The 22,550-nt window shown below is 69.8% G+C and carries 20 protein-coding genes and 1 pseudogene; 17 read left to right on the top strand and 4 right to left on the bottom strand.

Features of this window, described 5'->3' with window-relative positions; all coding sequences use genetic code 11:
• Nucleotides 1-103: 103 nt before the first annotated feature.
• The 10 genes from IEW34_RS22490 to IEW34_RS22445 all read left to right on the top strand — a co-directional run bounded on the left by IEW34_RS22490 (nt 104) and on the right by IEW34_RS22445 (nt 9,551).
• Nucleotides 104-1,285: a lipid-transfer protein gene (locus tag IEW34_RS22490; protein WP_188611447.1), complete on the top strand. Its 1,182-nt coding sequence runs from the start codon at nt 104-106 to the stop codon at nt 1,283-1,285.
• 4 nt (nt 1,286-1,289) lie between these two features.
• Nucleotides 1,290-1,748, top strand: a complete 459-nt coding sequence (locus tag IEW34_RS22485) for a MaoC family dehydratase N-terminal domain-containing protein (protein ID WP_188611446.1) — start codon at nt 1,290-1,292, stop codon at nt 1,746-1,748.
• Complete coding sequence (locus tag IEW34_RS22480; RefSeq protein WP_188611445.1) at nt 1,745-2,191, top strand: MaoC/PaaZ C-terminal domain-containing protein; 447 nt, start codon at nt 1,745-1,747, stop codon at nt 2,189-2,191. Before IEW34_RS22485 ends, IEW34_RS22480 begins: the two co-directional genes overlap by 4 nt.
• A complete protein-coding gene (locus IEW34_RS22475; protein WP_188611444.1) occupies nt 2,184-3,017 on the top strand; it encodes an SDR family NAD(P)-dependent oxidoreductase in 834 nt (277 codons plus the stop codon). Before IEW34_RS22480 ends, IEW34_RS22475 begins: the two co-directional genes overlap by 8 nt.
• Nucleotides 3,014-3,790 (top strand): enoyl-CoA hydratase/isomerase family protein, encoded by a 777-nt coding sequence (locus IEW34_RS22470; protein ID WP_188611443.1) that lies wholly within the window; start codon nt 3,014-3,016, stop codon nt 3,788-3,790. The genes IEW34_RS22475 and IEW34_RS22470 overlap by 4 nt, the downstream gene beginning before the upstream one ends.
• Before the next feature lie 198 nt (nt 3,791-3,988).
• Nucleotides 3,989-5,146 (top strand): ABC transporter substrate-binding protein, encoded by a 1,158-nt coding sequence (locus IEW34_RS22465; protein ID WP_188611442.1) that lies wholly within the window; start codon nt 3,989-3,991, stop codon nt 5,144-5,146.
• A 34-nt stretch (nt 5,147-5,180) separates the two neighbouring features.
• The gene (locus IEW34_RS22460) at nt 5,181-6,218 is read left to right on the top strand and encodes a branched-chain amino acid ABC transporter permease (RefSeq protein WP_188611441.1); all 1,038 of its coding nucleotides are present in this window, start codon (nt 5,181-5,183) and stop codon (nt 6,216-6,218) included.
• Entirely contained in the window at nt 6,215-8,017 is a 1,803-nt protein-coding gene (locus IEW34_RS22455) for a branched-chain amino acid ABC transporter ATP-binding protein/permease (RefSeq protein ID WP_188611440.1), read from the top strand. The genes IEW34_RS22460 and IEW34_RS22455 overlap by 4 nt, the downstream gene beginning before the upstream one ends.
• On the top strand, nt 8,014-8,853 hold the full coding sequence (locus IEW34_RS22450; RefSeq protein WP_188611439.1) for an ABC transporter ATP-binding protein: 840 nt from the start codon (nt 8,014-8,016) through the stop codon (nt 8,851-8,853). The genes IEW34_RS22455 and IEW34_RS22450 overlap by 4 nt, the downstream gene beginning before the upstream one ends.
• Complete coding sequence (locus IEW34_RS22445; protein WP_188611438.1) at nt 8,850-9,551, top strand: nitroreductase; 702 nt, start codon at nt 8,850-8,852, stop codon at nt 9,549-9,551. The genes IEW34_RS22450 and IEW34_RS22445 overlap by 4 nt, the downstream gene beginning before the upstream one ends.
• 89 nt (nt 9,552-9,640) lie before the next feature.
• Here the strand turns inward: IEW34_RS22445 and IEW34_RS22440 are convergent, their stop codons facing one another.
• Both IEW34_RS22440 and IEW34_RS22435 read right to left on the bottom strand, forming a co-directional pair.
• Nucleotides 9,641-11,395, bottom strand: a complete 1,755-nt coding sequence (locus tag IEW34_RS22440) for an adenylate/guanylate cyclase domain-containing protein (protein WP_188611437.1) — start codon at nt 11,393-11,395, stop codon at nt 9,641-9,643.
• Nucleotides 11,396-11,431: 36 nt separating this feature from the next.
• Complete coding sequence (locus IEW34_RS22435; RefSeq protein ID WP_188611436.1) at nt 11,432-12,184, bottom strand: SDR family NAD(P)-dependent oxidoreductase; 753 nt, start codon at nt 12,182-12,184, stop codon at nt 11,432-11,434.
• Nucleotides 12,185-12,770: 586 nt separating this feature from the next.
• Here IEW34_RS22435 and IEW34_RS22430 point away from each other — a divergent pair.
• Nucleotides 12,771-13,700: a catalase gene (locus IEW34_RS22430; RefSeq protein ID WP_188611435.1), complete on the top strand. Its 930-nt coding sequence runs from the start codon at nt 12,771-12,773 to the stop codon at nt 13,698-13,700.
• Nucleotides 13,701-13,714: 14 nt separating this feature from the next.
• Here IEW34_RS22430 and IEW34_RS22425 read toward each other — a convergent pair whose 3' ends face one another.
• On the bottom strand, nt 13,715-14,647 hold the full coding sequence (locus IEW34_RS22425) for an AraC family transcriptional regulator (protein ID WP_188611434.1): 933 nt from the start codon (nt 14,645-14,647) through the stop codon (nt 13,715-13,717).
• A 138-nt stretch (nt 14,648-14,785) separates the two neighbouring features.
• Nucleotides 14,786-14,884: pseudogene (locus IEW34_RS31140) on the bottom strand (AraC family transcriptional regulator); the annotation flags it as partial.
• 318 nt (nt 14,885-15,202) lie between these two features.
• Here IEW34_RS31140 and IEW34_RS22420 point away from each other — a divergent pair.
• The 6 genes from IEW34_RS22420 to IEW34_RS22395 all read left to right on the top strand — a co-directional run bounded on the left by IEW34_RS22420 (nt 15,203) and on the right by IEW34_RS22395 (nt 22,443).
• Entirely contained in the window at nt 15,203-15,889 is a 687-nt protein-coding gene (locus IEW34_RS22420) for a response regulator transcription factor (protein WP_188611530.1), read from the top strand.
• Nucleotides 15,890-16,043: 154 nt separating this feature from the next.
• Nucleotides 16,044-16,454, top strand: a complete 411-nt coding sequence (locus tag IEW34_RS22415) for a response regulator transcription factor (RefSeq protein ID WP_188611433.1) — start codon at nt 16,044-16,046, stop codon at nt 16,452-16,454.
• Between the two features lie 25 nt (nt 16,455-16,479).
• Nucleotides 16,480-18,522 carry a PAS domain-containing sensor histidine kinase gene (locus IEW34_RS22410; protein WP_188611432.1) on the top strand — a complete coding sequence of 681 codons (2,043 nt, stop codon included), beginning with the start codon at nt 16,480-16,482 and terminating at the stop codon, nt 18,520-18,522.
• Nucleotides 18,523-18,790: 268 nt separating this feature from the next.
• Entirely contained in the window at nt 18,791-19,750 is a 960-nt protein-coding gene (locus IEW34_RS22405; protein ID WP_188611431.1) for an AraC family transcriptional regulator, read from the top strand.
• A gap of 255 nt (nt 19,751-20,005) precedes the next feature.
• Entirely contained in the window at nt 20,006-20,836 is an 831-nt protein-coding gene (locus tag IEW34_RS22400; protein ID WP_188611430.1) for an alpha/beta fold hydrolase, read from the top strand.
• A 401-nt stretch (nt 20,837-21,237) separates the two neighbouring features.
• Nucleotides 21,238-22,443, top strand: a complete 1,206-nt coding sequence (locus IEW34_RS22395) for an NAD(P)/FAD-dependent oxidoreductase (RefSeq protein ID WP_188611429.1) — start codon at nt 21,238-21,240, stop codon at nt 22,441-22,443.
• Nucleotides 22,444-22,550 lie beyond the last annotated feature (107 nt).

Here is a 22,550-nt window from a genome sequence, read left to right as displayed (position 1 = left end):
TCTTGACGCGCCTGGGCGCTAAAGTTACCGATGAGTCATGGAAAGACTGACCGATCGGAAAGCGTTTGTAAAGCTCTCCGACGCGGCAGGCAGGGAGGACGAGATGGCTCAACGGGTCAAAGTCGCGGGGGTCGGCATGATCCCCTTCGTCAAGCCGGGCACCAGTGCCAACTACGACGAGATGGGCTCCACGGCGGCCCGCATGGCGCTGGAGGACGCGGGGCTCTCCTACGCCGACGTCGAGCAGGCCTATGTCGGCTTCGTCTACGGCGATTCCACCAGCGGCCAGGCGGCGCTCTACCGGGTCGGCATGACCGGCATACCGGTCATCAACGTCAACAACAACTGCTCCACCGGGTCGAGCGCGCTCTACCTGGCGCGCCAGGCGATCGAGGCGGGCATCGTCGACTGCGCCATCGCGCTCGGCTTCGAGCAGATGGTGCCGGGAGCGCTCGGTGACATCTACAACGACCGGCCGAGCCCGCTCGGGCGCTTCGTCGAGATCGCCAACGAGGGTTCGCAGAACATCGACGCCCCGATGGCGATCAAGGTGTTCGGCGGTGCCGGCGCCGAATATCAGAAGCGCTACGGCGCCAAGACGGAGACCTTCGCCAAGATCTCGGTGAAAGCCCGCCGCCACGCCGAGCACAACGACAAGGCGATCTTCCGCAAGCCGGTCACCGTCGAGGAGGTCATGGCCTCGACCCCGATGTACGGGCCGCTCACCCGCCTCCAGTGCTGCCCGCCCACGTGCGGCGCCGCGGCGGCGATCCTGGTGTCGGAGGAGTTCGCCAAGCGTCGCGGCCTCAAGGCCGACGTGACGATCCGGGCCCAGGCCATGACAACCGACTTTCCCTCCACCTTCACCGAGAAGAGCATGATGAAGGTGGTGGGCTTCGACCTCACCGCGGCGGCGGCCGACAAGGTCTACGCCGATTCCGGGATCGCGCCGGAGGACGTGGACGTGGTCGAACTGCACGACTGCTTCACCGCCAACGAGATCTTGACCTACGAAGGCTTGCGCCTGACCCCGGAGGGGACGGCCGAGAAGTTCATCTGGGACGGCGACAACACCTATGGCGGCCGCGTCGTCACCAATCCCTCCGGCGGCCTCCTGTCCAAGGGCCATCCGCTCGGCGCCACCGGCCTTGCCCAATGCGCCGAGCTGGTCTGGCAGCTGCGCGGCCAGGGCGGTCCCCGCCAGGTCGAGAACGCCCGCATCGCCCTGCAGCACAACCTGGGTCTCGGCGGCGCCTGCGTCGTGACACTCTACGAGAGGGCCTGATCCCATGCTCGACAGATCGATCGTCGGCCAGACGCGGCCCGCGACCCGCGCCACGGTGGAGCCCAAGCGCCTGCGCTTCTTCCTCAAGGCCATCGGCGAGGAGGGCGCCATCTATCACGACAAGGCGGCGGCTCAGGCCGCCGGCTTCCGCGACATCCCGGTCCCACCCACCTATCTGTTCTGCCTGCAGATGATGGACGCGGAGCGGCCCTTTGCGCTGACCGAGGACCTCGGTGTCGACGTCGGCCGGCTGCTGCACGGCGAGCAGGGCTTTCGCTACCACAAGCCGGTCTATGTGGGCGACGAGCTCACCTTCACCACCCGCATCGTCGACATGGCCGACAAGAAGGGTGGGGCGATGACCATCATCGCCCAGGAAACGCGGGTCGAGAACGGGGCGGGCGAGCACGTCGCCGACCTCACCGGCACCACCGTCGTGCGCAATCCGGGAGCCGGCCAATGAGCGAGTCCGTCCAGGCCACCGCCGAAGGGCTCGTCGGCAAGCGCATCATCGAGGAGCGCTTCGGCCCCATCACCCGTCACACGCTGGCACTCTATTGCGGCGCCTCCGGCGACCACAATCCGATCCACGTGGACAGCGACTTCGCCAAGGCGTTCGGCTTCCCCGACGTGTTCTCCCACGGCATGCTGGTGATGTCGCGGCTCGGCCGCGCCCTCACCAACGTCGTGCCGCAGGCGGCGGTGCGCTCCTACACCGTGCGCTTCGTCGCCATCACGCAGGTCGGCGCCGAGATTACCGCCGAGGGTGAAGTGACCGGCATCGTCGAGGAGGGCGGCGAGCGGCGCGCCAGGATCGCGCTCATCGCCAAGGACCAGAACGGCGAGGTGAAGCTGCAAGGCGAGGCGACCGCGGGGCTCGATGGCTGGGAGAAGGCGCATGGCTAAGCTGACGGGCAAGGTTGCCCTGGTCACCGGCTCTGGGCGCGGCATCGGCCGCGCCATCGCCCTCAAGCTTGCCTCCGAGGGCGCCAGCGTCGTGGTCAACGACCTCGATGCGGAGCCGGGCGACGCGGTCGCCGCCGAGATCAAGGACGGTGGCGGCAAGGCCATCGCCGTCAACGGCAGCGTCACCGAGGCGGGCTTCGCCGACCGCTTCGTCAACGCCGGCATCGAGGCCTTCGGCGGCCTCGACATCATCGTCAACAACGCCGGCTACACCTGGGACGCCACGGTCCAGAAAATGACCGACGACATGTTCCAGGCCATGGTCGACGTGCACCTGGTGGCGCCCTTCCGCCTGCTGCGGGCAGCCTCCGAGCCGATCCGGGCGTTCTCGCGCAAGGAGGCCGAGGCCGGCCAGGAGGTGTTCCGCAAGGTGGTCAACATCTCCTCGATCGCGGGCCTCTACGGCAACGCCGGCCAGGCCAGCTACTCCTCGGCCAAGGCCTCGCTCATCGGCCTGACGCGGACCATGTGCAAGGAGTGGGGGCGCTACAAGGTCAACGTCAATTGCGTCGCCTTCGGCCTCATCGAGACGCGGCTGACCCAGGCGATCGAGCAGCAGCAGCCGCAGAAGACCATCGACGTCGATGGTCGCGAGATCAAGGTCGGCGTCCAGTCGCAGATGCTCGATACGATGGCGCGCATGATCCCGCTCGGCCGCGCCGGCAAGCCCGAGGAGGCGGCCAATGCCGTCTACCTGTTCTGCTCGCCGGAATCCGACTACATTAGCGGCCAGGTCGTGGTCTGCGGCGGAGGGCTGCTGATATGACGGGTCCTGCGGCTGCTTTGCTGGATATCGACGGGCGGATCGCCACCATCACGCTCAACCGGCCCGAAGCCTACAACGCCATCGACGCGACACTCGCCGCGGCGCTGGCCGGCATCGGCGATGAGCTGGCGGCGAGGGACGACGTGCGCGTCGTCATCCTGCGTGGTGCGGGCCCCACCTTCTGCGCCGGCGGCGACATCCGCACCTTCGCGGCGAACATCGACGCGCTCGAGCCGATGGTCCGCGACCTCCTGGGCGAATTGCACCGCTTCCTCGTGGCGCTACGTGAAGGGCCGCGGCTGGTCATCACCAGCGTGCACGGCTCGGCCGCCGGCGCCGGCTTCTCGCTCGCGCTGCTGGGCGACCTCTGCATCGCGGCTGAGAACGCCAAGTTCGTGCCGGCCTACGCCAAGCTCGGCGTCTCGCCCGACGGCGGCGGCTCGATCGGCGTGGTCGAGCGCATCGGCGCCCGCCGCGCGCTCGCCCTGTTCCTGGCCGAGGACGGGCTGACCGCCGAACAGGCCTTCCAGGCGGGCCTGGTCAACAAGGTGGTGCCGGCGGCCGAATTGGAGGCGGCGACACGCACGCTCGCCGAGCGCGTCGCTCGCACCGCACCGACGGCCATTGCCGCCACCAAGGCGCTGATCCAGCAGTCGGCGAACACCCCCTTCGCCGCGCAGCTCGACGCCGAGATGGAGCAGATGGTGCGCTGCATGGCCACCCCCGCCTTCCGCGCCAACGTCGAAAGCTTCCTGGCGAAGTCGGCGCGCTAGGTATGGGGGGTCTTTGCGGCTGGATGGCCGGGTCAAGCCCGGCCATGACGGCATGAAGGTGGGCGCGCTCCTTCCAGCGTCATGACCGGGCTTGACCCGGCCATCCATCTTCTTGACTAAACTTCCCTTGGTCGGACCGGCGGCAAGCGGCAAACTATAGCGGCTTTGTTTGGGTCCGTTTCGCAAGGGAGAGCCCGCGTGTCCGCGCATCGCCTCGTTCTGTCGCTGCTCGCCAGCGTGCTCTTGGCCACTGCCGTCCAGGCCCAGGCCCCGCTCAACGTCAAGGTCGGCGTCGTCACCTCCGCCTCGGGGCCGATCGCGCTGGTCGGCATCCCGCAGAAGAACACGGTGGCGCTGCTGCCGACCAAGGCCGGCGGCCAGGCCATCGACTACATCCTCTATGACGACGCGAGCGATCCGACCGCCTCGGTCACGGCCTTCAAGAAGCTGATCACCGAGGACAAGGTCGACGCTATCATCGGCCCCCCGGGCTCGCCCAACGCGCTCGGCGTGATCCCCTTCGTCGCCGAGGCTGGCGTGCCGATGCTGGCGCCGGTCGGCACGGCCGCCGTCATCCTGCCCATGGACGACAAGAAGAAGTGGGTGTTCAAGACCACCCAGAACGACGGCCTGGTGGCGGCGGCGCTGCTCGACCAGATGGCCGAGACCGGCGTCAAGACCGTGGGTGTCATCGGCACCGCCGACCCCTACGGTGACAACTGGCTCAAGGTGTTCAGCGAGGGCGCTGCCAAGAAAGGCATCCAGGTCGTCGCCAGCGAGCGCTTCCAGCGCCAGGATACCGCGCTGACCGCGCAGGGGCTCAAGCTCATCGCCGCCAAGCCCGACGCGGTGCTGATCGCCGCCCCCGGCAGCTCTTCGGTGCTGCCGCAGACGACGCTGTACGATCTGGGCTACCGCGGCAAATATTACCAGACCCACGGCGCGGCGCTGCCCGACTATCTCAAGCTCGGCGGCAAGAAGGTGGAGGGCACGATCCTCGCCGCCGGCGGCATGCTGGTGATCGACGAGTTGCCCGGCACCGACGTCTCCAAGCCCATCGCTGCCGACTACATCGCCCGCTACAAAAAGCTCTATGGCACGGTGCCGGCGACGTTCGGTGCCAACGTCTTCGATGCGGGGCTCCTGCTCGAGCGCGCCATTCCGGAGGCGCTGAAGGCCGGCAAGCCCGGCACGGCCGAGTTCCGCGCCGCCCTGCGCACGGCGCTGGAGGAGACCAGGGAGCTGCCGGGCACCCAGGGCGTCTACACCATGAGCCCCGCCGACCACAGCGGCTTCGACCAGCGTGGCCTGCACATCATCACCGTCAAGGACGGCAAGTGGGCCCTGGTGAAGTGAGCGGCAACGCGGAGCCTCCGCCGGAGCCGCGCGCTTGAACCTGCAAGTGGCCATGCTGCTCGGGCAGAGCGGCATCACCAGCGGTGCCGTCTATGCCCTGCTCGCCCTCGCCATCCTGCTGGTCTTCTCCGTCACCCGCATCCTGCTGATCCCGCAGGGCGAGTTCGTCTCCTTCGCGGCGCTGACCATGGCGGCCATGCAGGAAGGCCGGCCGGTGCGCCTCGGCTGGCTGCTGGGGGCGCTCTGCCTGGCGGCCGTCGCCATGGACCTCATCGCGAGCGTCCGGGCGCGCCGACGGCCGGCGGTGAGCCGGCCGACGCTGTGGCTCTGCGCGTGGGCGGCGGCGGCCACCGCGCTCTCCATGCTGCTGCCGCTGGCAGCGCTGGGCCACGCCGTGCAGGCGCTGGTCACCATCGCGCTCATCGTGCCGCTCGGCCCGCTCCTCTACCGCGTGTGCTTCCAGCCGGTGGCTGCGGCCCATGCGCTGGTGCTGCTGGTCATCTCGATTGCCGCCCATGTCGCCCTCGTCGGCATCGCGCTGTTCATCTTCGGGCCGGAGGGCGCGCGCACCGAGCCGTTCTCCGACGCGGTGTTCACGGTCGGCCCGGCGCTGATCCAGAGCCAGACGCTCTGGGTCGTCGCCGTGTCGGCGCTGCTGGTCGGGCTGCTCTACGTCGGCTTCGAGCGCCACCTCTACGGCAAGGCGTTGCGCGCCACCGCCGTCGACCGGCTGGGCGCCGAACTGGTCGGCATCTCGCCCGACCTCGCCGGCCGGGTCAGCCTCGCCGTCGCCGCCTTCATCGGGGCGCTGTCCGGCGTCCTCATCGCGCCGATCATCACCATCTATTTCGACTCCGGCTTCATCATCAGCCTGAAGGGCTTCGTCGGGGCTCTCATCGGCGGCCTCGCCAGCTATCCGCTCGCCGCGCTGGGTGCGCTCGTGGTCGGCCAGGCGGAGTCCTTCGCCACCTTCTGGGCTTCGGCCTACAAGGAGGTCATCGTCTTCACCCTGCTCATCCCCGTGCTGCTGTGGCGCTCGCTTGCCCGCACCGGCGTGGAGGACGAGGAGTGAGGCGGCTGAGCCTTGCCGCCGCGGCGATCGCCGCCGTCGGCGTGGCGCCGCTGCTGCTGACGCCCTTCCAGGTCACGCTCGCCAACAACATCGGCATCGCCGCGCTGGTCACCTTGGGGCTCGTGCTGCTCACCGGCATCGCCGGCCTCACCAGCTTCGGCCAGGCGGCCTTCGTCGGCATCGGCGCCTACGCCGCCGCCTACCTCGCCACGGTGGTCGAGCTGCCACCGGCGCTCGCCTGGCTCGGCGGCTCGCCCTGGGGCGGCCTGGCGCTCGGGCTGGCGCTGGCCCTCGCCGTCGCCGTCGTGCTCGGCGCCGTCACCTTTCGCCTCGCCGGCCACTACCTGCCGCTCGGCACCATCGCCTGGGGGCTCGCCATCGCCTTCCTGTTCGGCACCGCGGACAGCCTGGGCGGCTACACCGGCCTGTCCGGCATCCCGGTGCTCAGCCTGTTCGGCGTGCGCTTCGACAGCGGCGGGCGGCTGCTATGGCTGATCTGGGCCGTGCTGCTTGCGGCCCTGCTCGTCACCGCCAACCTGCTCGATTCCCGTCAGGGCCGCGCCATCCGGGCGCTGAAGGGCGGCCAGCTCATGGCGCGCTCCATGGGCATCGACGTGGTCCGCGCCAAGATGGCCGCGTTCCTCATCGCGGCCGCCTTCGCGGCGATCGCCGGCTGGCTCTACGCCTACACCCAGCGCTTCGTCAGCCCGGCGCCCTTCAGTCTCGGCGCCGGCATCGAATACCTGTTCATGGCGCTGATCGGCGGTGCCGCCTCCATCTGGGGTGCCGTCGTCGGCGCCGCCGTGTTCATCCTCAGCAAGGAATGGCTGCAAGACCTGCTGCCGCATCTCGCGGGCCGCACCGGCAACTTCGAGGCCGTCGTCTTCGGCCTGCTCGTCATCGTGCTGATGCAGCACATGCCCGACGGCATCGCCAGCGCCGTGCGCCGCGCCGCCCGCCGCGCGCGCCGGCCGCGCCCCCCATCGCCTGCGGCAGGCGATACGGCAGCCCCCCTGCCGATGCGCGCCAAGCCCCGGCCGGGCGAGGTGATCCTGGACGCGCGTGGCATCACACGCCGCTTCGGCGGCCTCCTCGCCAACGACGACGTCAGCCTCTCCGTGCGCGCCGGCGAGGTGCTGGCGGTGATCGGGCCGAACGGGGCCGGCAAGTCGACCCTGTTCAACCAGCTCTCCGGCGTCGACCGGCCGACGGCGGGCACCATCGTCTTCCGCGGCCAGCTCGCCGCCGGCTCGAGCCCGCGGGCGATGGCGCGGCACGGCCTGGCACGCACCTTCCAGCACGTGCGCCTGCTGCCCGAGCTGACGGTGCTGGAGAACGCGGCCATCGGCGCCCACCTCAGGGGCCGCAAGGGCCTCGTCGCCGCCATGCTTCGCCTCGACCGCCGCGAGGAGGCGCAGCTGCTCGCCGAGGCGCGCCGGCAACTGGCGCGGGTGGGGCTCGCCGCCCGCTGCGACGACCGGGCCGGCAGCCTGCCGCTCGGCCAGCAGCGGCTGCTGGAGATCGCCCGCGCCGTCGCGGCCGATCCCTGCCTGCTGCTGCTCGACGAACCCGCCGCCGGGCTGCGCTTCGAGGAGAAGCAGGAGCTCGCCGGCCTCATCGACCGGCTGCGCTGCGACGGCATGGCGGTGCTCCTGGTGGAGCACGACATGGACTTCGTCATGGGCCTCGCCGACCGCGTGTTCGTCATGGATTTCGGCCGCGAGATCGCCCACGGCAGGCCCGCCGACGTGCAGGCCGATCCGGCCGTGCTGGAGGCCTACCTCGGAGCCGACGCATGACCACGCCACTGCTCCTGGAGGTCAGGGGGCTCTCGGTCGCCTACGGCCAGGTCGAGGCGGTGAGTGACGTCTCGATCGCCGTCGGCGCGGGCGAGATCGTCACCGTCATCGGCCGCAACGGCGCCGGCAAGACCACGCTGCTCTCGGCGATCATGGGCATCCTGCCGTCGCGCGGCGCCGTCCGCTTCGCTGGCGAGGCCGTCGCGCCCTTTGCCATCGGCGAGCGTGTCGGCCGCGGCCTTTGCCTGGTGCCGGAGCACCGGGCGCTGTTCGGCTCCATGACGGTCGCCGACAACCTGGCGCTCGGCGCGTTCCGCCACGGCGCCGATGAGCGCAGGGCCTCGCAGGACGAGATGTTCGCCCTATTCCCGCGCCTCGCCGAGCGGCGCAGCCAGCTGGCCGCCACCCTCTCGGGCGGCGAGCGGCAGATGCTGGCGCTGGCCCGCGCGCTCATGGGCCGGCCGCGCCTGCTCATGCTCGACGAGCCCAGCCTGGGCCTGGCGCCGCTGATCGTGCGCGACGTCTTCCGTATCGTCGCCGAGCTGCGCGAACGCGGCGTCGCGATCCTCCTGGTCGAGCAGAACGCCCGCGCCGCGCTCGCTGTCGCCGACCGCGCCTACGTGCTGGAACTCGGCCGCGTGGCGCTGGAGGGCCCGGCGGCCGAGCTGGCGCGCGATCCACGCGTCGCCGCCAGCTATCTCGGCATCGGCGGCCGGCACCGGGACGGCCCGCCGGATGCGCTTAACCCCACGCCGCGCATGAGCTACACAGCGTCCGAACCGCCTGGCGCCGGCCCGACCGCGACGCCGCGGCCTGGAGAGGACAAGCGCCCATGACCACATCCGCCAGCTCCGCCCCGACCTTCGATGAAGTCGTCCATGGCCGCCGCAGCATCCGCGGCTACAAGCCCGATCCCGTGCCCAAGGCGGTGATCCGGGAGGTGATCGAGACAGCCATGCGCGCGCCGTCGTCGCTGAACACGCAGCCCTGGAACTTCTATGTGCTCACCGGCGCGCCGCTCGACCGCATCCGCGTCGGCAACACCGAGCGCAACCTGGCGGGCGTGCCGCATTCGCGCGAGTTCCGCACCCATGGCGAATATGGCGGCACGCACCGGGAGCGCCAGATCGAGATCGCCAAGCAGCTGTTCGCTGCCATGGGCATCGAGCGGCACGACAAGGACAAGCGCACGGACTGGGTGCTGCGCGGCTTCCGCCAGTTCGACGCACCGGTGTCGATCGTCGTCACCTACGACCGGTCGATCCACGGCAGCGACGTCGCCCCCTTCGATTGCGGCGCGGTCGCCAATGCCCTGGTCAATGCCGCCTGGGCCCGGGGCCTGGGCTGCGTCATCAACAGCCAGGGCATCATGCAGTCGCCCGTGGTGCGCGAGCATGCGGGTATCCCGGACGATCAGGTGATCATGATCTGCATTGCCATGGGCTACCCCGACGACAGCTTCCCGGCCAACGCGGTCGTCTCGCGCCGCAAGTCGGTGGACGAGGCGGCGGTGTTCGTCGGCTTCGAGGACTGAGGCGGAGCGGCACGACGGAGGAGGCCTGCCGAGGTGGCAATGATCGCCGTGCGCGGCGCCGCCCGTCCGCCGCCCCGGCTTCGAAGCCGTCAATCCGGCAGCCCCGCCCGGCGCAGGCCCTCCAGGTAGATGCCCATCAGCCTCGCGTCTGGCACCGGCGCCCGGCGGCGGAGGCTCGACGCGGTCAGGCCGGGCTCCAGCACAAGGAGGCGCGCGACCGCGTCGCGCGCTTCGTTCAATCGGCCGACTTCGGCCAGCGCAACCGCATGGAAGCGCAGGGCTGGGGCGAAGGTGGGCCGCGCTCGCAGGGCCCGGGAGGTCCATTCGAGGGCTTCGTCGAAGCGCTCAGCCATGAGACAGGTCCAGCCCAGGGCCGACATCGTAAAGAACGTCTCGGGGTCGAAGGGGCTGAGACGCAGCGCGGACGACAGTGCGGCGGTCGCCTCGTCCAGGCGTCCCGTGGTTGCCAGCGCCCAGCCCCGCAGGGTCAACGCCTGCGGGCAATTGGGGTTCAGCGCGAGCGACCTGTCGTAGAGCTCGAGGGCGCCGTCGAAATCGACGCGCAGCTGCCACATGGCAAAGCCGACCATCCACAGCACCGATGGATCGTCGGCGCCCTCGCGGAGCGCCTCGCGGCCGAGCCGGACGGCGGTCGCCCGCTCGGCGGGCGCCGTTGCCCAGCCCAGCGGGTCGCGCCAGGCATGACAGCGCGCCGCCAGCGCCTTGGCCAGCGCGAAGTGCGGGTCGATGCCGATGGCCCGGTCGAGCAGCGCGATCGCTTCGTCGACGCCCTCGCGGGTCAGGGTGTAGAAGGGCGGCAGCGCCCGCAGATACCAGTCATGGGCGTCGAGCCGCTCCGTCGGCTTGCGGCGCGCCCGATCGATCTCGGCTCGCCGCAAGGACGGCTCGATGGCGGCGACGACGCTCGCGGTGATCTGGTCCTGGAGGTCGAAGACGTCCGAAAGTTCGCCGTCGAAACGGTCGGCCCAGATGTGTGCGCCGGTATCGGCCTGGATGAGCTGGCCGGTGATGCGCACGCGCTCGCCCGCCTTGCGCACGCTGCCCTCGAGCACGTAGTGCACCCCGAGCTCGCGCGCCACCTGCTTCACGTCGACCGATCGGTCCCTGTAGGTGAAGCTCGAGTTGCGGGCGATGACCAGGAACCACTTCACGCGGGACAAGGCGGTGATGATGTCTTCGGTGATGCCGTCGCTGAAGTATTGTTGCGCCGGGTCGCCGCTCATGTTGTCGAAGGCGAGGACGGCCACCGCCGGCCTCGTGGGCAGCGAGGCAGCCTCTCGCGGCAGCCCGCATCCGGTGTCGGCACGCGCGGGCGAGCGGATGCGGTAGACGTAGACCGGCTCCGCGATGTTCTTGAGCTGGTGCTTACCGCGCCCCTCGAACCTCACCTGGAGCTTGCGCTCGACGTGCTCGGCGACGGTGCGCGACACGGCGATCCCGCCGGGCTCGGCGAGCTCCTGCAAGCGCGCCGCGATGTTCACGCCCTCGCCATGCCGGTCGTCGCCCTCGGCGATCACGTCGTCGAGGTTGATGCCGACCCGCACGTCGATGCGCCGCCCGTCGTCGATGCCGAGGTTGCGGGCGGCGAGGCCGCTCTGGAGCGCGACCGCGCATGCGACGGCGTCGACGACGCTGAGGAACTCGGCCAGCAGGCCGTCGCCCATGACCTTGAAGATGCGGCCGTGATGCCTGGCGATCTGAGGCTCGAAGAGCTCCGTGCGCAGCGCGCGCAGCCTGGCGAACGTGCCCGCCTCGTCCTGCTCCATCAGCCGGCTGTAGCCGACCACGTCGGCAGCGAGGATGGCGGCGAGGTGGCGCTTCATCGACAAGGGCTCCCGCAGGCGGGCCGGTGCGGCCGGCTAGGTGAGGCCGAGGCCGCCATCGACGGCGATCACCTGGCCGGTCACCCAATTGGAGGCCGGTTCGGCGAGCTCGACGATCCACCGCGCCACATCGTCCGGGTTTCCCCGTCGCTTGAGCGGTATGCGCTCACGCTCCTGGTCCTGGACGGCGGCCGCATCCTGGAGCGAGAGGCCCATCATGCCGGTCAGAGCCCCCGACTCGGTCGGTCCCGGCGCAACGGCATTGACGCGGATGCCCTGCGGCGCCAGCTCCAGCGCCCAGCAGCGCGTCAGCTGCTCGAGTGCAGCCTTGCTGGCCGCGTAGTGGGACAGCCCGGCCGCCGGCCGGTGGCCGAACGTGCTCGAAACGTTGACGATCGTTCCCTTGGTGCGGGCCAGATGGGGCAGCGCCTCCGCGGCGAGCAGGCTCGGGCCGAGCACGTTGACTGCAAGGATCGCCGTGATCTGCTCGGCCGTCGCGCTGGCGAGGGGCAGGATGGCGCCCGCGCCGGCATTGTTGACCAGCACATCCAGGCCGCCCCACGAGGTGATGGCCTTGGCGACGGTGCGCGCCGCATCGCCCGGCGCCGCGGCGTCGGCAACCACGGCGACGATATGGGGGTGCAGCGCGGCCACGGCCTCGAGCGGCGCGGCGCGGCGTCCGGTGATCAGCACCTTGGCGCCTCGCTCGGCGAAGCTCAGCGCCGTGGCGCGACCGATGCCGGAGCTTCCGCCGGTGACGATGACGATCTTGTCGTTTAGCGCAGACATGGCGCGTCGTCCTTTCCGCTTCGTCTTGAACGAGATGCGCCACATTGCGTCGGGTCAGGGGGGCGGCACCACCGTACGACGGGCTCATGCGCCTAGGCCACAGGTCTAGGTGGACGGCGGGCCGGCGACTCGCGCGACACCCGGATCGCCCTGTGCGTGCGAGCCCCACCAAGCCTTGGCGCCCGTCAGCACGACGGCCGCTTGGCACCTGACGTGAAGGGATGTCCCACAATGGCAGGTGCGCCAGCGTCTGCCGGCTCACCACACGGGCCCCGGATGGCCCGGGGGCGGCCTTCGCCGGTGGTTTGGAGCAGGTTCGGACAAGCCGCGCCCGCTTTGGGAAAGACGCCGGCGGGCCCGGCGCCTACCCGTGGCGGCAGCGCAGGAGAGGCTCCAACATTTTGAATCGGGCGCGCTTGCGGCTGGTGCCCCACCGGCCGCGGGCGCGCCGGAACGCGCGCCCAGAGCGTTTTCGAGCGAAGTGGACGCCGGTTCGCGTGAAGAAAACGCGACAAACAAACAAATAGAGCATTTCGGCGATTCGAAGAAGCGCGGAAATGCTCTAGTGTTCACGCGAAGGTTCGCCATGTCCCGGTTCGGAGCCGCCACGCCCGCAGCCATCGTCGATGCCCTTCGGGCGGTCGCCGGTGATCCGTCGACGGCGGGCGCGAGCTTCGCCAGAGGTCGATGCGTTCGCGGCACCTATGCCCCCTCGGATCACGCCGGGGACATCACGAAATCACGGAGCTTCACCAGGCCGTCGCGGATCCTGGCTCGCTTCTCGGTCGGCGGCGGCGACGCCAACGGGGCGGCCGCCGGCAAGCTGCGCGGCTTCAGCTTCAGCCTCGGCGCCGATGCCCATCGGTCCGACATCGTCGCCCAAAGCGCGCCGGTGCACTATGCCCGCACGCTCGAGCAGATGCTGGGGTTTATCGAGGCGCGCCGTCCCCGCGCCGGGGGCAGGCCGGATCCGGAGGCCATCGGGGCCTTTTGCGCCGCCCATCCGGAGACGCTGCATCAGAGCGACTGCATCGCCGACACCCCCCCGCCGCCGAGCTATGCGGGCACGGTCTACTGGGGCGTTCATGCCTTTCCCGCCACCAGCGCGACGGGCGAGACGCGCTTCATCAAGTTCAAGATCGTGCCGGTCGGCGGCGAGGCCGGCAGGGGAGCGGAGGAGAGTGCCACGACCGCCGCCGTCCTGCTCGACGACCTTGCATGGCGCATCGCTGCGGGCGACGTGCGCTTCAGCGTGATGGCGCTGCCCGGCCGTCCGGGCGACCCCATCCTGGACGTGACCGCCCGCTGGCCGGAGGAGGACGACCGCGAGGCGATCCGGCTCGGCACGCTCGTCGTCACCGGCATGGAGGTGGAGTGCGCGCGCGGCGCCCTCCCGTTCGATCCGGCCACGCTCGCGGAGGGCATCGGCCTGCCGGCGGACGAGATCTTTGCGGCGCGCCGCGCCTGCGCCGTGTCCCCGGCACGCCTCCCGATCGGATGGAGCCAGCCGATCTGAGCAGCCGCTCCCGGTCAGGCCTCCTCGTTCCGGGCGCCGCCCGGCGTGTCACGGCGCCACGCGCCGGGGCTGATGCCGACGATGGAGGAGAACACCCGCGTCATGTGGCTTTGATTGGCGAACCCCGCCGCGATGGCGATCTCCGACAGCGGGAGCTCGCGCACCGTCATCAGCTGCTTGGCGGCCTTCACGCGCTGGTGGAGCAGCCACTGGTGGGGAGGCAGGCCGGTCGACTTCCGGAACGCGCGCGAAAAGTGGCTGACCGAGAGGTCGAACTCGGCCGCAATCCGCTGCAACGACAGCTTGCCGCCGAGGTCGGCCTCCAGCCGCTCGCAGGCGCGCTTCGCCTGCCACGGGGCGAGGCCGCCGCGCGGGGCCGAGGTGAGCGGCCGCAACCCGCCATAGGCCTGCACGATGTGGGCGGTGAAGGCCAGCATCATGTGGTCGATGAAGAGCTGGTTGGCCTCGCCCGGCCGCTGCAAGCCCTCCAGCAGCGAGGCGCCGAGGTGACGGACGACCGCGTCGTCGTGGCCGATGCCCGGCTCGTAGGCGAGCTCGCCCACGCGCGGCGCGCCGGATTGCTCGGCGATGCCGTCGAGCGCGGTGCGCGGCAGATAGAAGAAGATCGAGTGGAACGGCTTGTCCATCACATAGCGCGGATCGCGCTTCAGGTCATACAGATAGGTGGCGCCGGCGCGCACGTCCGCCTTGTTGACGAAGCGGCCGCGCTCCCAGCATTCGCAATCGGGGTAGTCGCGGAACTTGAGGCTGACGAGATAGGCATCCTCGGCAGGGAGGGAGCCGGACAGACCCGGCTCCGGCTCGTCATTCCGGGTCTCGGTGACCGCCAGTTCGGCGCTGTGCAGGGACCGCGTGATCAGGGCTGGCGCGGCCTTCAGCTTCAAGCCGCGCCCGAGCCTCGGTCCATAGACGCCCGCCTGAGCCATGGTCTGCGTCGGTCTCATCAAATGGAGTGGGCTGGAGATCGATTGGGCTGGCGCCACCGCGGGCTCGCGAACGCCGCTCATTATCGGGCATCGGCGCGCCGCCGTCCAGACGCGGCTTTCCCGGAGGGCTCGGCCGGATCAGGTCTCGCGGTCGGCGGCAGCATGCCGTTCGCGCCGCCATACGCCGGGGCTGACGCCGACGATCGACGAAAACACCCGCGTGAAGTGGCTCTGGTTGGGCCGGCAGTCGTCCAGGCGCCTGCGCCGTCCGCGGGCCGCTTGGACCTGCGCGCCGTTCCCCGCCTCGGCAAAGCCGAGCTTGCAGCAGGATCGGGCAAAGCACGCTGGTTTCAGGAAAGACGCCGGGCCGCCTCGCGCCTAGAACGCAACGACCGCTCAAACCCCGGGTGTCGCCATGTACCGACCCCGCTCGGTGCTTCCAAGTCTTCGGCGAACGTGATGTTGGACCGTCAAGGAGAAAAGGTCAAAGGAGGTCGGGCAATGGTTGCCAGAGCCGCACTCGCCGCTCCATTGGCTTTGCCACATTCTTTTCCCATGGGCATCGTCGTCGACAAGGCCGCCGATTGCCCGCTCGTGCTGATCGTCGACGATGACGACGAGGTGCGGTCGGCGCTGCGGGAGCTCCTGCTGTCGGTGGGCATCGACGCATGCTGCTTCGGCTCGACCCAGGACCTGTTGCAGGCGGAGCTGCCGGAGCGGCCGGGCTGCCTCATCCTCGACGTGCGCATGCCGGGCGCCAGCGGGCTCGACCTGCAGCAATATCTGGCCGCGAACGGCAACCCCAAGCCGATCATCTTTCTCACCGGCCACGGCGACATCGCCATGACGGTGCAGGCGATGAAGGCCGGCGCCATCGACTTTCTCACGAAGCCCGTCCGGGATCAGACGCTGCTCGATGCGGTTGCGGCGGGCATCGAGAGGGATATCGCGCAACGACAGGCTGCCCGGCTCACCAAGCAGCATATCGACCACTACGCCAGGCTGACACCGCGCGAGCGGGAAGTGCTGCGCGAAGTAGCGCGAGGCCGCCTCAACAAGCAGATCGCCTTCGACCTGGGCATCAGCGAGGTCACCGTCAAGCTGCACCGCGGTAATGTAACGAAGAAGATGCAAGCAACGTCCGTCGGCCAACTGATCCGCATCTGGGAATTGTTGCCTGTGGAGGTTCGAGAGAAGGGGGCCGCCCGAACACTGGATTCGTCGCCGCGGCCATGGGCGTGACGGCCGCGCTCACGTCCTCCAAGGCCGAAGGCCGCACGCGGGCGGAACGCCGCTGACGGATGCCCCACACTAGACCAAAGGATGGTTACGATCCGGCCGGCTCTGGGTCAGATGAGAGGGTGGCCATCCGGCCACGCCAGCGAGAGTCATTCGCTTGTCCAAAGCGCCCATAGTCGCAATCGTCGATGACGACGAAGCTGTGCGAGAGGCCCTCTCCGATCTCCTTCTGGTGCTGGATCTACCATGTCGGACGTTTGATCGAGCGGAGGCCTTCATGGCGGACTACGTCCCGGGCAGGTTCGATTGCCTGATTGCCGACGTGAGCATGCCCGGTCATAGCGGGCTCGACCTTTTGGAGCACCTGCGCAGGCTGGGCTCCTCGATCCCGGTCATCATCGTCACCGCAGACAGGAATACGACGACCCGAACCCGTGCCATGAGCAGCGGCGCCCAGGCCTATCTGACCAAGCCGGTCAGCAGCGACGAATTGTGTAACCACCTGAAGGCCGCCCTGAGAGATGTCGGCGGTCTCGGCGGCGGCCAGGGGACGCTCTTCGATGGCTAGTCCCGGCGACTTGAGCAGGACGGGCGTGCGCCAACGCCCCTTCGCCGCGCCGCCGGGAATGGAACTGTCCGACCTCGCGTCGGACAGCGTGATCGTGTGTGACGAGGGCGGGATCGTTCGCTATTGGAATGCCGCCTCCGAGGGGCTCTACGGCTGGCCGGCGATGGCCGTCATCGGCCAGGACATCTCGGCCGTCTGTGCCCGCGACCCCCTCGATGCGGACCACCACCGCGCCCTGCTGCGGGAAGGCCGATGGGAGGGCGTCGTCCGGCGCCGCACGTTGGCCGGACGGGAGGTGGCCGTTGCCGTGCGGCAGATCGTCAGGCGCGGTGCGGCCGGCGCGCTGCTGGACATCGTCGAATACGGGCGCGATGTCGGCGAGCCGTCGCAGGCGGCCGGCCTGCGCATGGATGCCGAGCTGCAAGGCTCGCTCGCCGCCTGCTGGGAGCTGGATCTGTCGGCCGCGCAGCCTCTGCTCCAAACGATCGGCCGCCTCGATGGACCGGATCCGCCCGCAGAGGCCGGGCCGCACCCGCACTGGATGGACGAGCTGCTGGCGGCTGCCCGCATCACGGCCGTCAACGATCGCGCGGTGCGGATGTTCGGCGCCCATGCCGGCCTCGAGCAGATGCTGGGCCAGTCCGTCGGCGCATTCTGGCCGGCGGAGAGCCGGGCGGTCCTGGCAACGCTGCTTGCCAGCGTCGCGACCGACCGCGCCCGGCTCGAGACCCGCAAGGTCGTCTCGAGCGGCGCGATCCGCGACCCGCTGATCCGCGTCTGGCATGCGGGCGAGCCGAGGCCGCCGGGCACCGTCTTCGTGACGCTCAGCGGTGCGGCGCCGGACGATCGCACCTCGTGGGAATTGCAGGCCAGCGAAGAGCGCTACCGCCAGCTCATACAGTATCTTCCGACGGCGCTGTGGCAGGTCGACTCCCGCCGTGCCGGCGAGGTCTTCGACCAGTTGAAGGCGGACGGCATCCGCGATATCGCCGCGCACCTCGACGAAAATCCAGGCCTCGTGGAGGCGGCCAAGGACGCGGTGCGCGTGACCGAGGCCAACCGGGACGCGGTGTCGCTGTTTCGGGCCGCCAACGCCGCCGATCTCGTCAGGCCGGTTCGCTACCTGTTCGAGGCCACCCCGGGGCTCGCGCGGCGGGTCATGATCGCGCACTTCGAGGGACGACGGAACCTGATCGAGGAGACGAAGATCCTCGCCTTCGACGGCACCGTGATCGACGTCCTGTTCACCGTCACCTACCCGGTGCGGCCCGAGCAGCTCGATACCACCTTCATCACGATGCAGGACATCAGCGAGCGGCTGAATACGGAAGAACAGCTTCGCCAGTTGCAGACCAACTTCGCGCATGCCGGGCGCATCGCCACCCTGGGCGAGCTTGCGACATCGATCGCACACGAGATCAATCAGCCGCTGGCCGCCATCGTCACCAACGGCGAGACGAGCCTGCGCTGGCTGGCCCGGCCCGAGCCGAACACGGAGAAGGTCACGCAGCTGACGGCGCGGATGGTCACCAGCGCGCGCCGGGCCAGCGATATCATCCACCGCATCCGCGGCATGGCGGCGAAGCACGAGCCGGAGAAGCGTCTCATCGATCTCAACGAGGTGGCCGAAGAGGCGCTGCTCTTCATCCGCCACGACATCGATTCCAAAGCGATCGCCCTGTCGAAGGCGTTCGGCCCCGGGCTGCCGCGCGTGATGGGCGACCGGATCCAGCTGCAGCAGGTGATCATCAACCTCCTGGTCAACAGCGTGCAGGCCATCGCGCAGACCGGGCAGTCGGCGCGCCGGATCGATATCCGCACGTCGATCGACGACAAGGGGGCCGTGGTCTTCTCCGCCCTCGACAACGGGCCGGGCGTCGCCGCGGCGCATCTGGAGCATATCTTCGACAGTTTCTTCAGCACCAAGGACAGCGGCATCGGCATCGGCCTCGCCATCTGCCAGTCAATCATCGCCGCGCACGGCGGCAGCATCGCGGGCGCAAACCGTCCCGACGGCGGCGCCCATTTCCGCTTCACCCTGCCGGTGCCGGCCGCGATCGGCTGCTGACGGTCGCATCGGTCCAGCCCGCCAGGGCCCGTCCCGGCTCCCGGCCGGCAGCGGATGATCCGTCCAACCGGCTTTCCCTGATCCGATACTAGCCCAGAGTACAGGTCGCTCTATCCGCTCGACGCGACAGATTAGACGTGCCGACCGATACGAGAGATCGGCTCTTCCAGCCATTATCATCAGCACACGGTCAACGGCTCCCCGCCTCAGCGGCTAGGGACGGGCCTGCGAGGCGTGAACACGTTCTCCCGAACGCGAGCCCACTTCGATGGTTAAGCCGATCCTTTGCAATGCCTGGCCGCAGGACCTGCCGGCGGACCGCGCCTTGGTCCGGCGCGAGGATCGGGCGCCGGGCGACGGGCTGCGCCCCGCCGATGTGGAGATGGCCCGCGTCCTCAAGACCGCGCCCCTGCGCATGGCTGCCGACCCGTCCAGCGGCGCGATCGCTCAGTGGCAGCACGGCGCCCTGCACGACATCGTCGAGCCTATGACGCATCACGTGATCATGACCTACACGGGCGCCATGCAGCGCCTGGAGCGGCGGGCGGGGCGATCGGTCGCCGTCGGTACGGCGCGGATCGGCGTGGTGACGATCATCCCGGCGGGGACGAGCGCCCGCTGGGACATTGCGGGGACCGTCGACGTCCTGCAGCTCTATCTGCCGCAAGCGACGCTGGCGCGCATCGCCGGCGAGGCGGAGCGGGGGACGCCGAGCGAGCTGCTGGAGCGAACCGGCTATCCCGACCCCACCACGGCGCGGCTGCTGCTGAGCGCCGGCGATGTGCTGGACGGCAGCGAGGCGCTGGACGCCCTGTTCCGGCAGCAGGTGACGGAGCTCCTCGCCACGCGCCTCCTCGCCGCGCATGCCGGCTCGCAGGCCGTGCTCCAGCCGGCCCTGGGCGGCCTGTCGCCGACCGCGCTGCGCCGGGCCATTGAGCGGCTGCGCTCCGATCACGACGCGGACGTCTCGCTCGCAGCGCTCGCGGCGGATGCCGGCCTGTCGCGCTTCCATTTCTGCCGGGCCTTCAAGGACAGCACCGGGCTCTCGCCCCACGTGTGGCTGCGCCAGCGCCGGCTCGAGCAGGCGATGGCGATGCTGCGCGACACCGATGTGCCGGTCGCGCAGATCGCGGCGGCGCTCGGCTATGCCTCGCAGACGGCCTTCGCCGCAGCCTTCCGGCGGCTGACCGGGGAAGCCCCGCGCGATTGGCGCCGGCGCGTGCGGTAGCCGCAAGCGCGCTGCAATCGCCGCAATCGCGATGGCGCAGCGGCCGGCCGGACACGGTACCGTTCAATCCAGATCAAGGGCACGACGGAGCAAGTGATGGTCCCGATCAATTCAGATGCGTCCTTCGCGAATACATCGCGTCGATTTGTTCTCGCGGCCGGGCTCGTCGCGACTCTCCCGGCCATCTTTCGCTCTTCGTCCGCCGCGAGCGAAGAGGCGAAGCAACCAAGGCGCGCGGCGCAAAGGACCGATCGCATGAACAGGGTCACGACCAAGGACGGCGTCCGCATCTTCTACAAGGATTGGGGGCCGAAGGGCGCGCAGCCCATCGTCTTCCACCACGGCTGGCCGCTGAGCTCCGACGACTGGGACACGCAGATGCTCCACTTCGTCGGCAAGGGCTACCGCGTCATTGCGCACGACCGCCGGGGCCATGGCCGCTCCAGCCAGGTGAGCGAGGGCCACGACATGGACCACTACGCCGCCGACGCCGCCGCGGTGGCCGAGCACCTCGACCTGCGCAATGCCATCCACATCGGGCATTCCACCGGCGGCGGCGAGGCTGCGCGCTATGTCGCCCGGCACGGCCAGGGCCGCGTCGCCAAGCTGGTGCTGATCGGCGCCGTGCCGCCGCTGATGCTGAAGACGGCGGCCAACCCCGGCGGCCTGCCCGTCACCGTGTTCGACGGCCTGCGCAGTGCGCTTGCGGCCAACCGGGCGCAGTTCTACCTCGATTTCGCCAGCGGCCCTTTCTACGGCTACAACCGCCCGGGGGCCCAGGCGTCGCAGGCGGTCATCTGGAACTGGTGGCGCCAGGGCATGATGGGCGGCGCCAAGGCGCACTACGACGGCATCAAGGCGTTCTCCGAGACGGACTTCACCGACGACCTGAAGGCCATCACCGTGCCCACGCTCATCCTGCACGGCGACGACGATCAGATCGTGCCCGTCGCCGACTCCGCGGTGCTGTCCGCCAAGCTGGTCAGGAACGGCACGCTCAAGATCTTCGAGAAGCTGCCGCACGGCATGGGCACCACCCATGCCGACATCGTCAACGGCGCGCTGGCCGCCTTCGTGGCCGATTAGGGATGGCCAGGGCACCGCTCCACCTCGTCATCCCGCTCTCGCTCATCGTCCTGAGCGCGATGGCGACCCAAGGCGCTCAACTCGTCTTGAAACTCGTCGCTTAGAGGGTTTTCGAGCGAAGTGGACGCCGGTTCGCGTGAAGAAACCGCGACAAATCAAACAGATAGAGCATTTCGGCGATTCGAGGAAACGCGGAAATGCACTAGCAGCAGGGCGGCCGCGCCGCTGCCCCGCAAAGTGAAGTGAAGTGAAGTAGAAATATAACAAATACATTCGGTCAGGTGGCGACATCTGCTCGAGGAGCGTGCGTCCGCGTCCTCTCTTCTGCGTTCTCCGGGCCTCCCGCCGTCGCGGCAGCCGGAAATCGAATTCCCACAACCCATCTCACAGGAGTAGATCCCATGCGCATCGTCATCATCGGCGCCGGCTTTGCCGCCATGTATGCCGCCCTGTCGTCCGCCCGCCTGCGCGACATCCGGGGCGCCACCCCCAAGGACCTCGAGATCGTGCTGGTGGCACCGGAGCCGACCCTGGTGGTCCGCCCGCGGCTCTACGAGCCCAAGCCCGAGACCTTGACGGCCCCGCTCCTCGACGTGCTCAAGGCGATCGATGTCGTCTACGTGCAGGGCCGGGCCGAGACGGTCGACACCAAGCAGCGCGCGGTGGAGGTCGCGACCGGCGACGGCAAGCGCAGGACGCTCGCCTACGATCGCCTGGTGGTGGCCACCGGCAGCCAGCTGTTCCGCCCCAACGTGCCGGGCCTCGCCGAATTCGGCTTCAGCGTGGATTCGCTCGCCGACGCCATCGCGCTCGACCGGCATCTGACCGACCTCGCGGCTCGGCCGGCCACGGCGGCGCGCGACACCGTCGTGGTGGCCGGCGGCGGCTTCACCGGCATCGAGGCGGCGACGGAGATGCCGGCGCGCCTGCGCGCCGTGCTCGGCGCCGCGGCCAAGCCGCGCGTCATCATCGTCGACCGCAGCGAGGGCATCGCGCCCGACATGGGCGAGGGCCCGCGGCCGGTCATCGAGGCGGCCCTGCGCCAGCTCGGGGTGGAGACCCGCCTCGGCGTCGGCGTCGCCGGCCTCGACCAAGCCGGCGTGACGCTGAGCAGCGGCGAGCACATCGACGCCGCGACGGTGGTGTGGGCCGCGGGCATCCGCGCCGCGCCGCTGACCGAGCAGATCCCGGCCGAGCGCGACAAGTTCGGCCGGCTGCTGGTCGACCGGGACCTGCGCGTTCCATCCGTCGCCGGCGTCTTCGCCACCGGCGATGCCGCCCGGGCGGCCTGCGACGATGTCGGCAACTACGCGCTGATGTCGTGCCAGCACGCGACGCGCATGGGCGCCTTCGCCGGCAACAACGCCGCCGCCGAGCTCCTGGGCGAGCCCACCAAGCCCTATCACCAGAAGGCCTACGTCACCTGCCTCGACCTGGGGGAAGCCGGCGCGCTGTTCACCCGCGGCTGGGACCGCAAGGTGGAGATGACCGGCACTGAGGCGAAGAAGACCAAGCAGGAGATCAACACCGTGTGGATCTACCCGCCAAAGGCAGAGCGCGCCGCCGCACTCGCCTCGGCCGACCCGGAGCGCGTCACCGACCTGTAAGGCCGCCTTCCCGGCCGCGTCGGCGCGCCGATGCGGCCGGGTCACCCTCTCCCCGCTCTCGGCTCTCACTTTTAACTTGCCGCGATCCGGCTCCGGTAAGCTGCCAG

Origin of the sequence: Chelatococcus reniformis (assembly GCF_014640075.1) — a bacterium.
Classification (GTDB): Bacteria; Pseudomonadota; Alphaproteobacteria; order Rhizobiales; family Beijerinckiaceae; genus Camelimonas; species Camelimonas reniformis.
Note: the sequence above shows the minus strand (reverse complement) of the source record. Positions and strands in the feature narration are given on the sequence as shown.

Bases quoted from the DNA above. Each gene is read 5' to 3' on its own strand.
- IEW34_RS22435 (WP_188611436.1), bottom strand. From the start codon at position 12,184: ATGTCTGCGCTAAACGACAAGATCGTCATCGTCACCGGCGGAAGCTCC.
- IEW34_RS22450 (WP_188611439.1), top strand. From the start codon at position 8,014: ATGACCACGCCACTGCTCCTGGAGGTCAGGGGGCTCTCGGTCGCCTAC.
- IEW34_RS22420 (WP_188611530.1), top strand. From the start codon at position 15,203: ATGGGCATCGTCGTCGACAAGGCCGCCGATTGCCCGCTCGTGCTGATC.
- IEW34_RS22470 (WP_188611443.1), top strand. From the start codon at position 3,014: ATGACGGGTCCTGCGGCTGCTTTGCTGGATATCGACGGGCGGATCGCC.
- IEW34_RS22445 (WP_188611438.1), top strand. From the start codon at position 8,850: ATGACCACATCCGCCAGCTCCGCCCCGACCTTCGATGAAGTCGTCCAT.
- IEW34_RS22475 (WP_188611444.1), top strand. From the start codon at position 2,184: ATGGCTAAGCTGACGGGCAAGGTTGCCCTGGTCACCGGCTCTGGGCGC.
- IEW34_RS22490 (WP_188611447.1), top strand. From the start codon at position 104: ATGGCTCAACGGGTCAAAGTCGCGGGGGTCGGCATGATCCCCTTCGTC.
- IEW34_RS22480 (WP_188611445.1), top strand. From the start codon at position 1,745: ATGAGCGAGTCCGTCCAGGCCACCGCCGAAGGGCTCGTCGGCAAGCGC.
- IEW34_RS22395 (WP_188611429.1), top strand. From the start codon at position 21,238: ATGCGCATCGTCATCATCGGCGCCGGCTTTGCCGCCATGTATGCCGCC.
- IEW34_RS22430 (WP_188611435.1), top strand. From the start codon at position 12,771: ATGTCCCGGTTCGGAGCCGCCACGCCCGCAGCCATCGTCGATGCCCTT.
- IEW34_RS22400 (WP_188611430.1), top strand. From the start codon at position 20,006: ATGAACAGGGTCACGACCAAGGACGGCGTCCGCATCTTCTACAAGGAT.
- IEW34_RS22440 (WP_188611437.1), bottom strand. From the start codon at position 11,395: ATGAAGCGCCACCTCGCCGCCATCCTCGCTGCCGACGTGGTCGGCTAC.
- IEW34_RS22485 (WP_188611446.1), top strand. From the start codon at position 1,290: ATGCTCGACAGATCGATCGTCGGCCAGACGCGGCCCGCGACCCGCGCC.
- IEW34_RS22405 (WP_188611431.1), top strand. From the start codon at position 18,791: ATGGTTAAGCCGATCCTTTGCAATGCCTGGCCGCAGGACCTGCCGGCG.
- IEW34_RS22425 (WP_188611434.1), bottom strand. From the start codon at position 14,647: ATGGCTCAGGCGGGCGTCTATGGACCGAGGCTCGGGCGCGGCTTGAAG.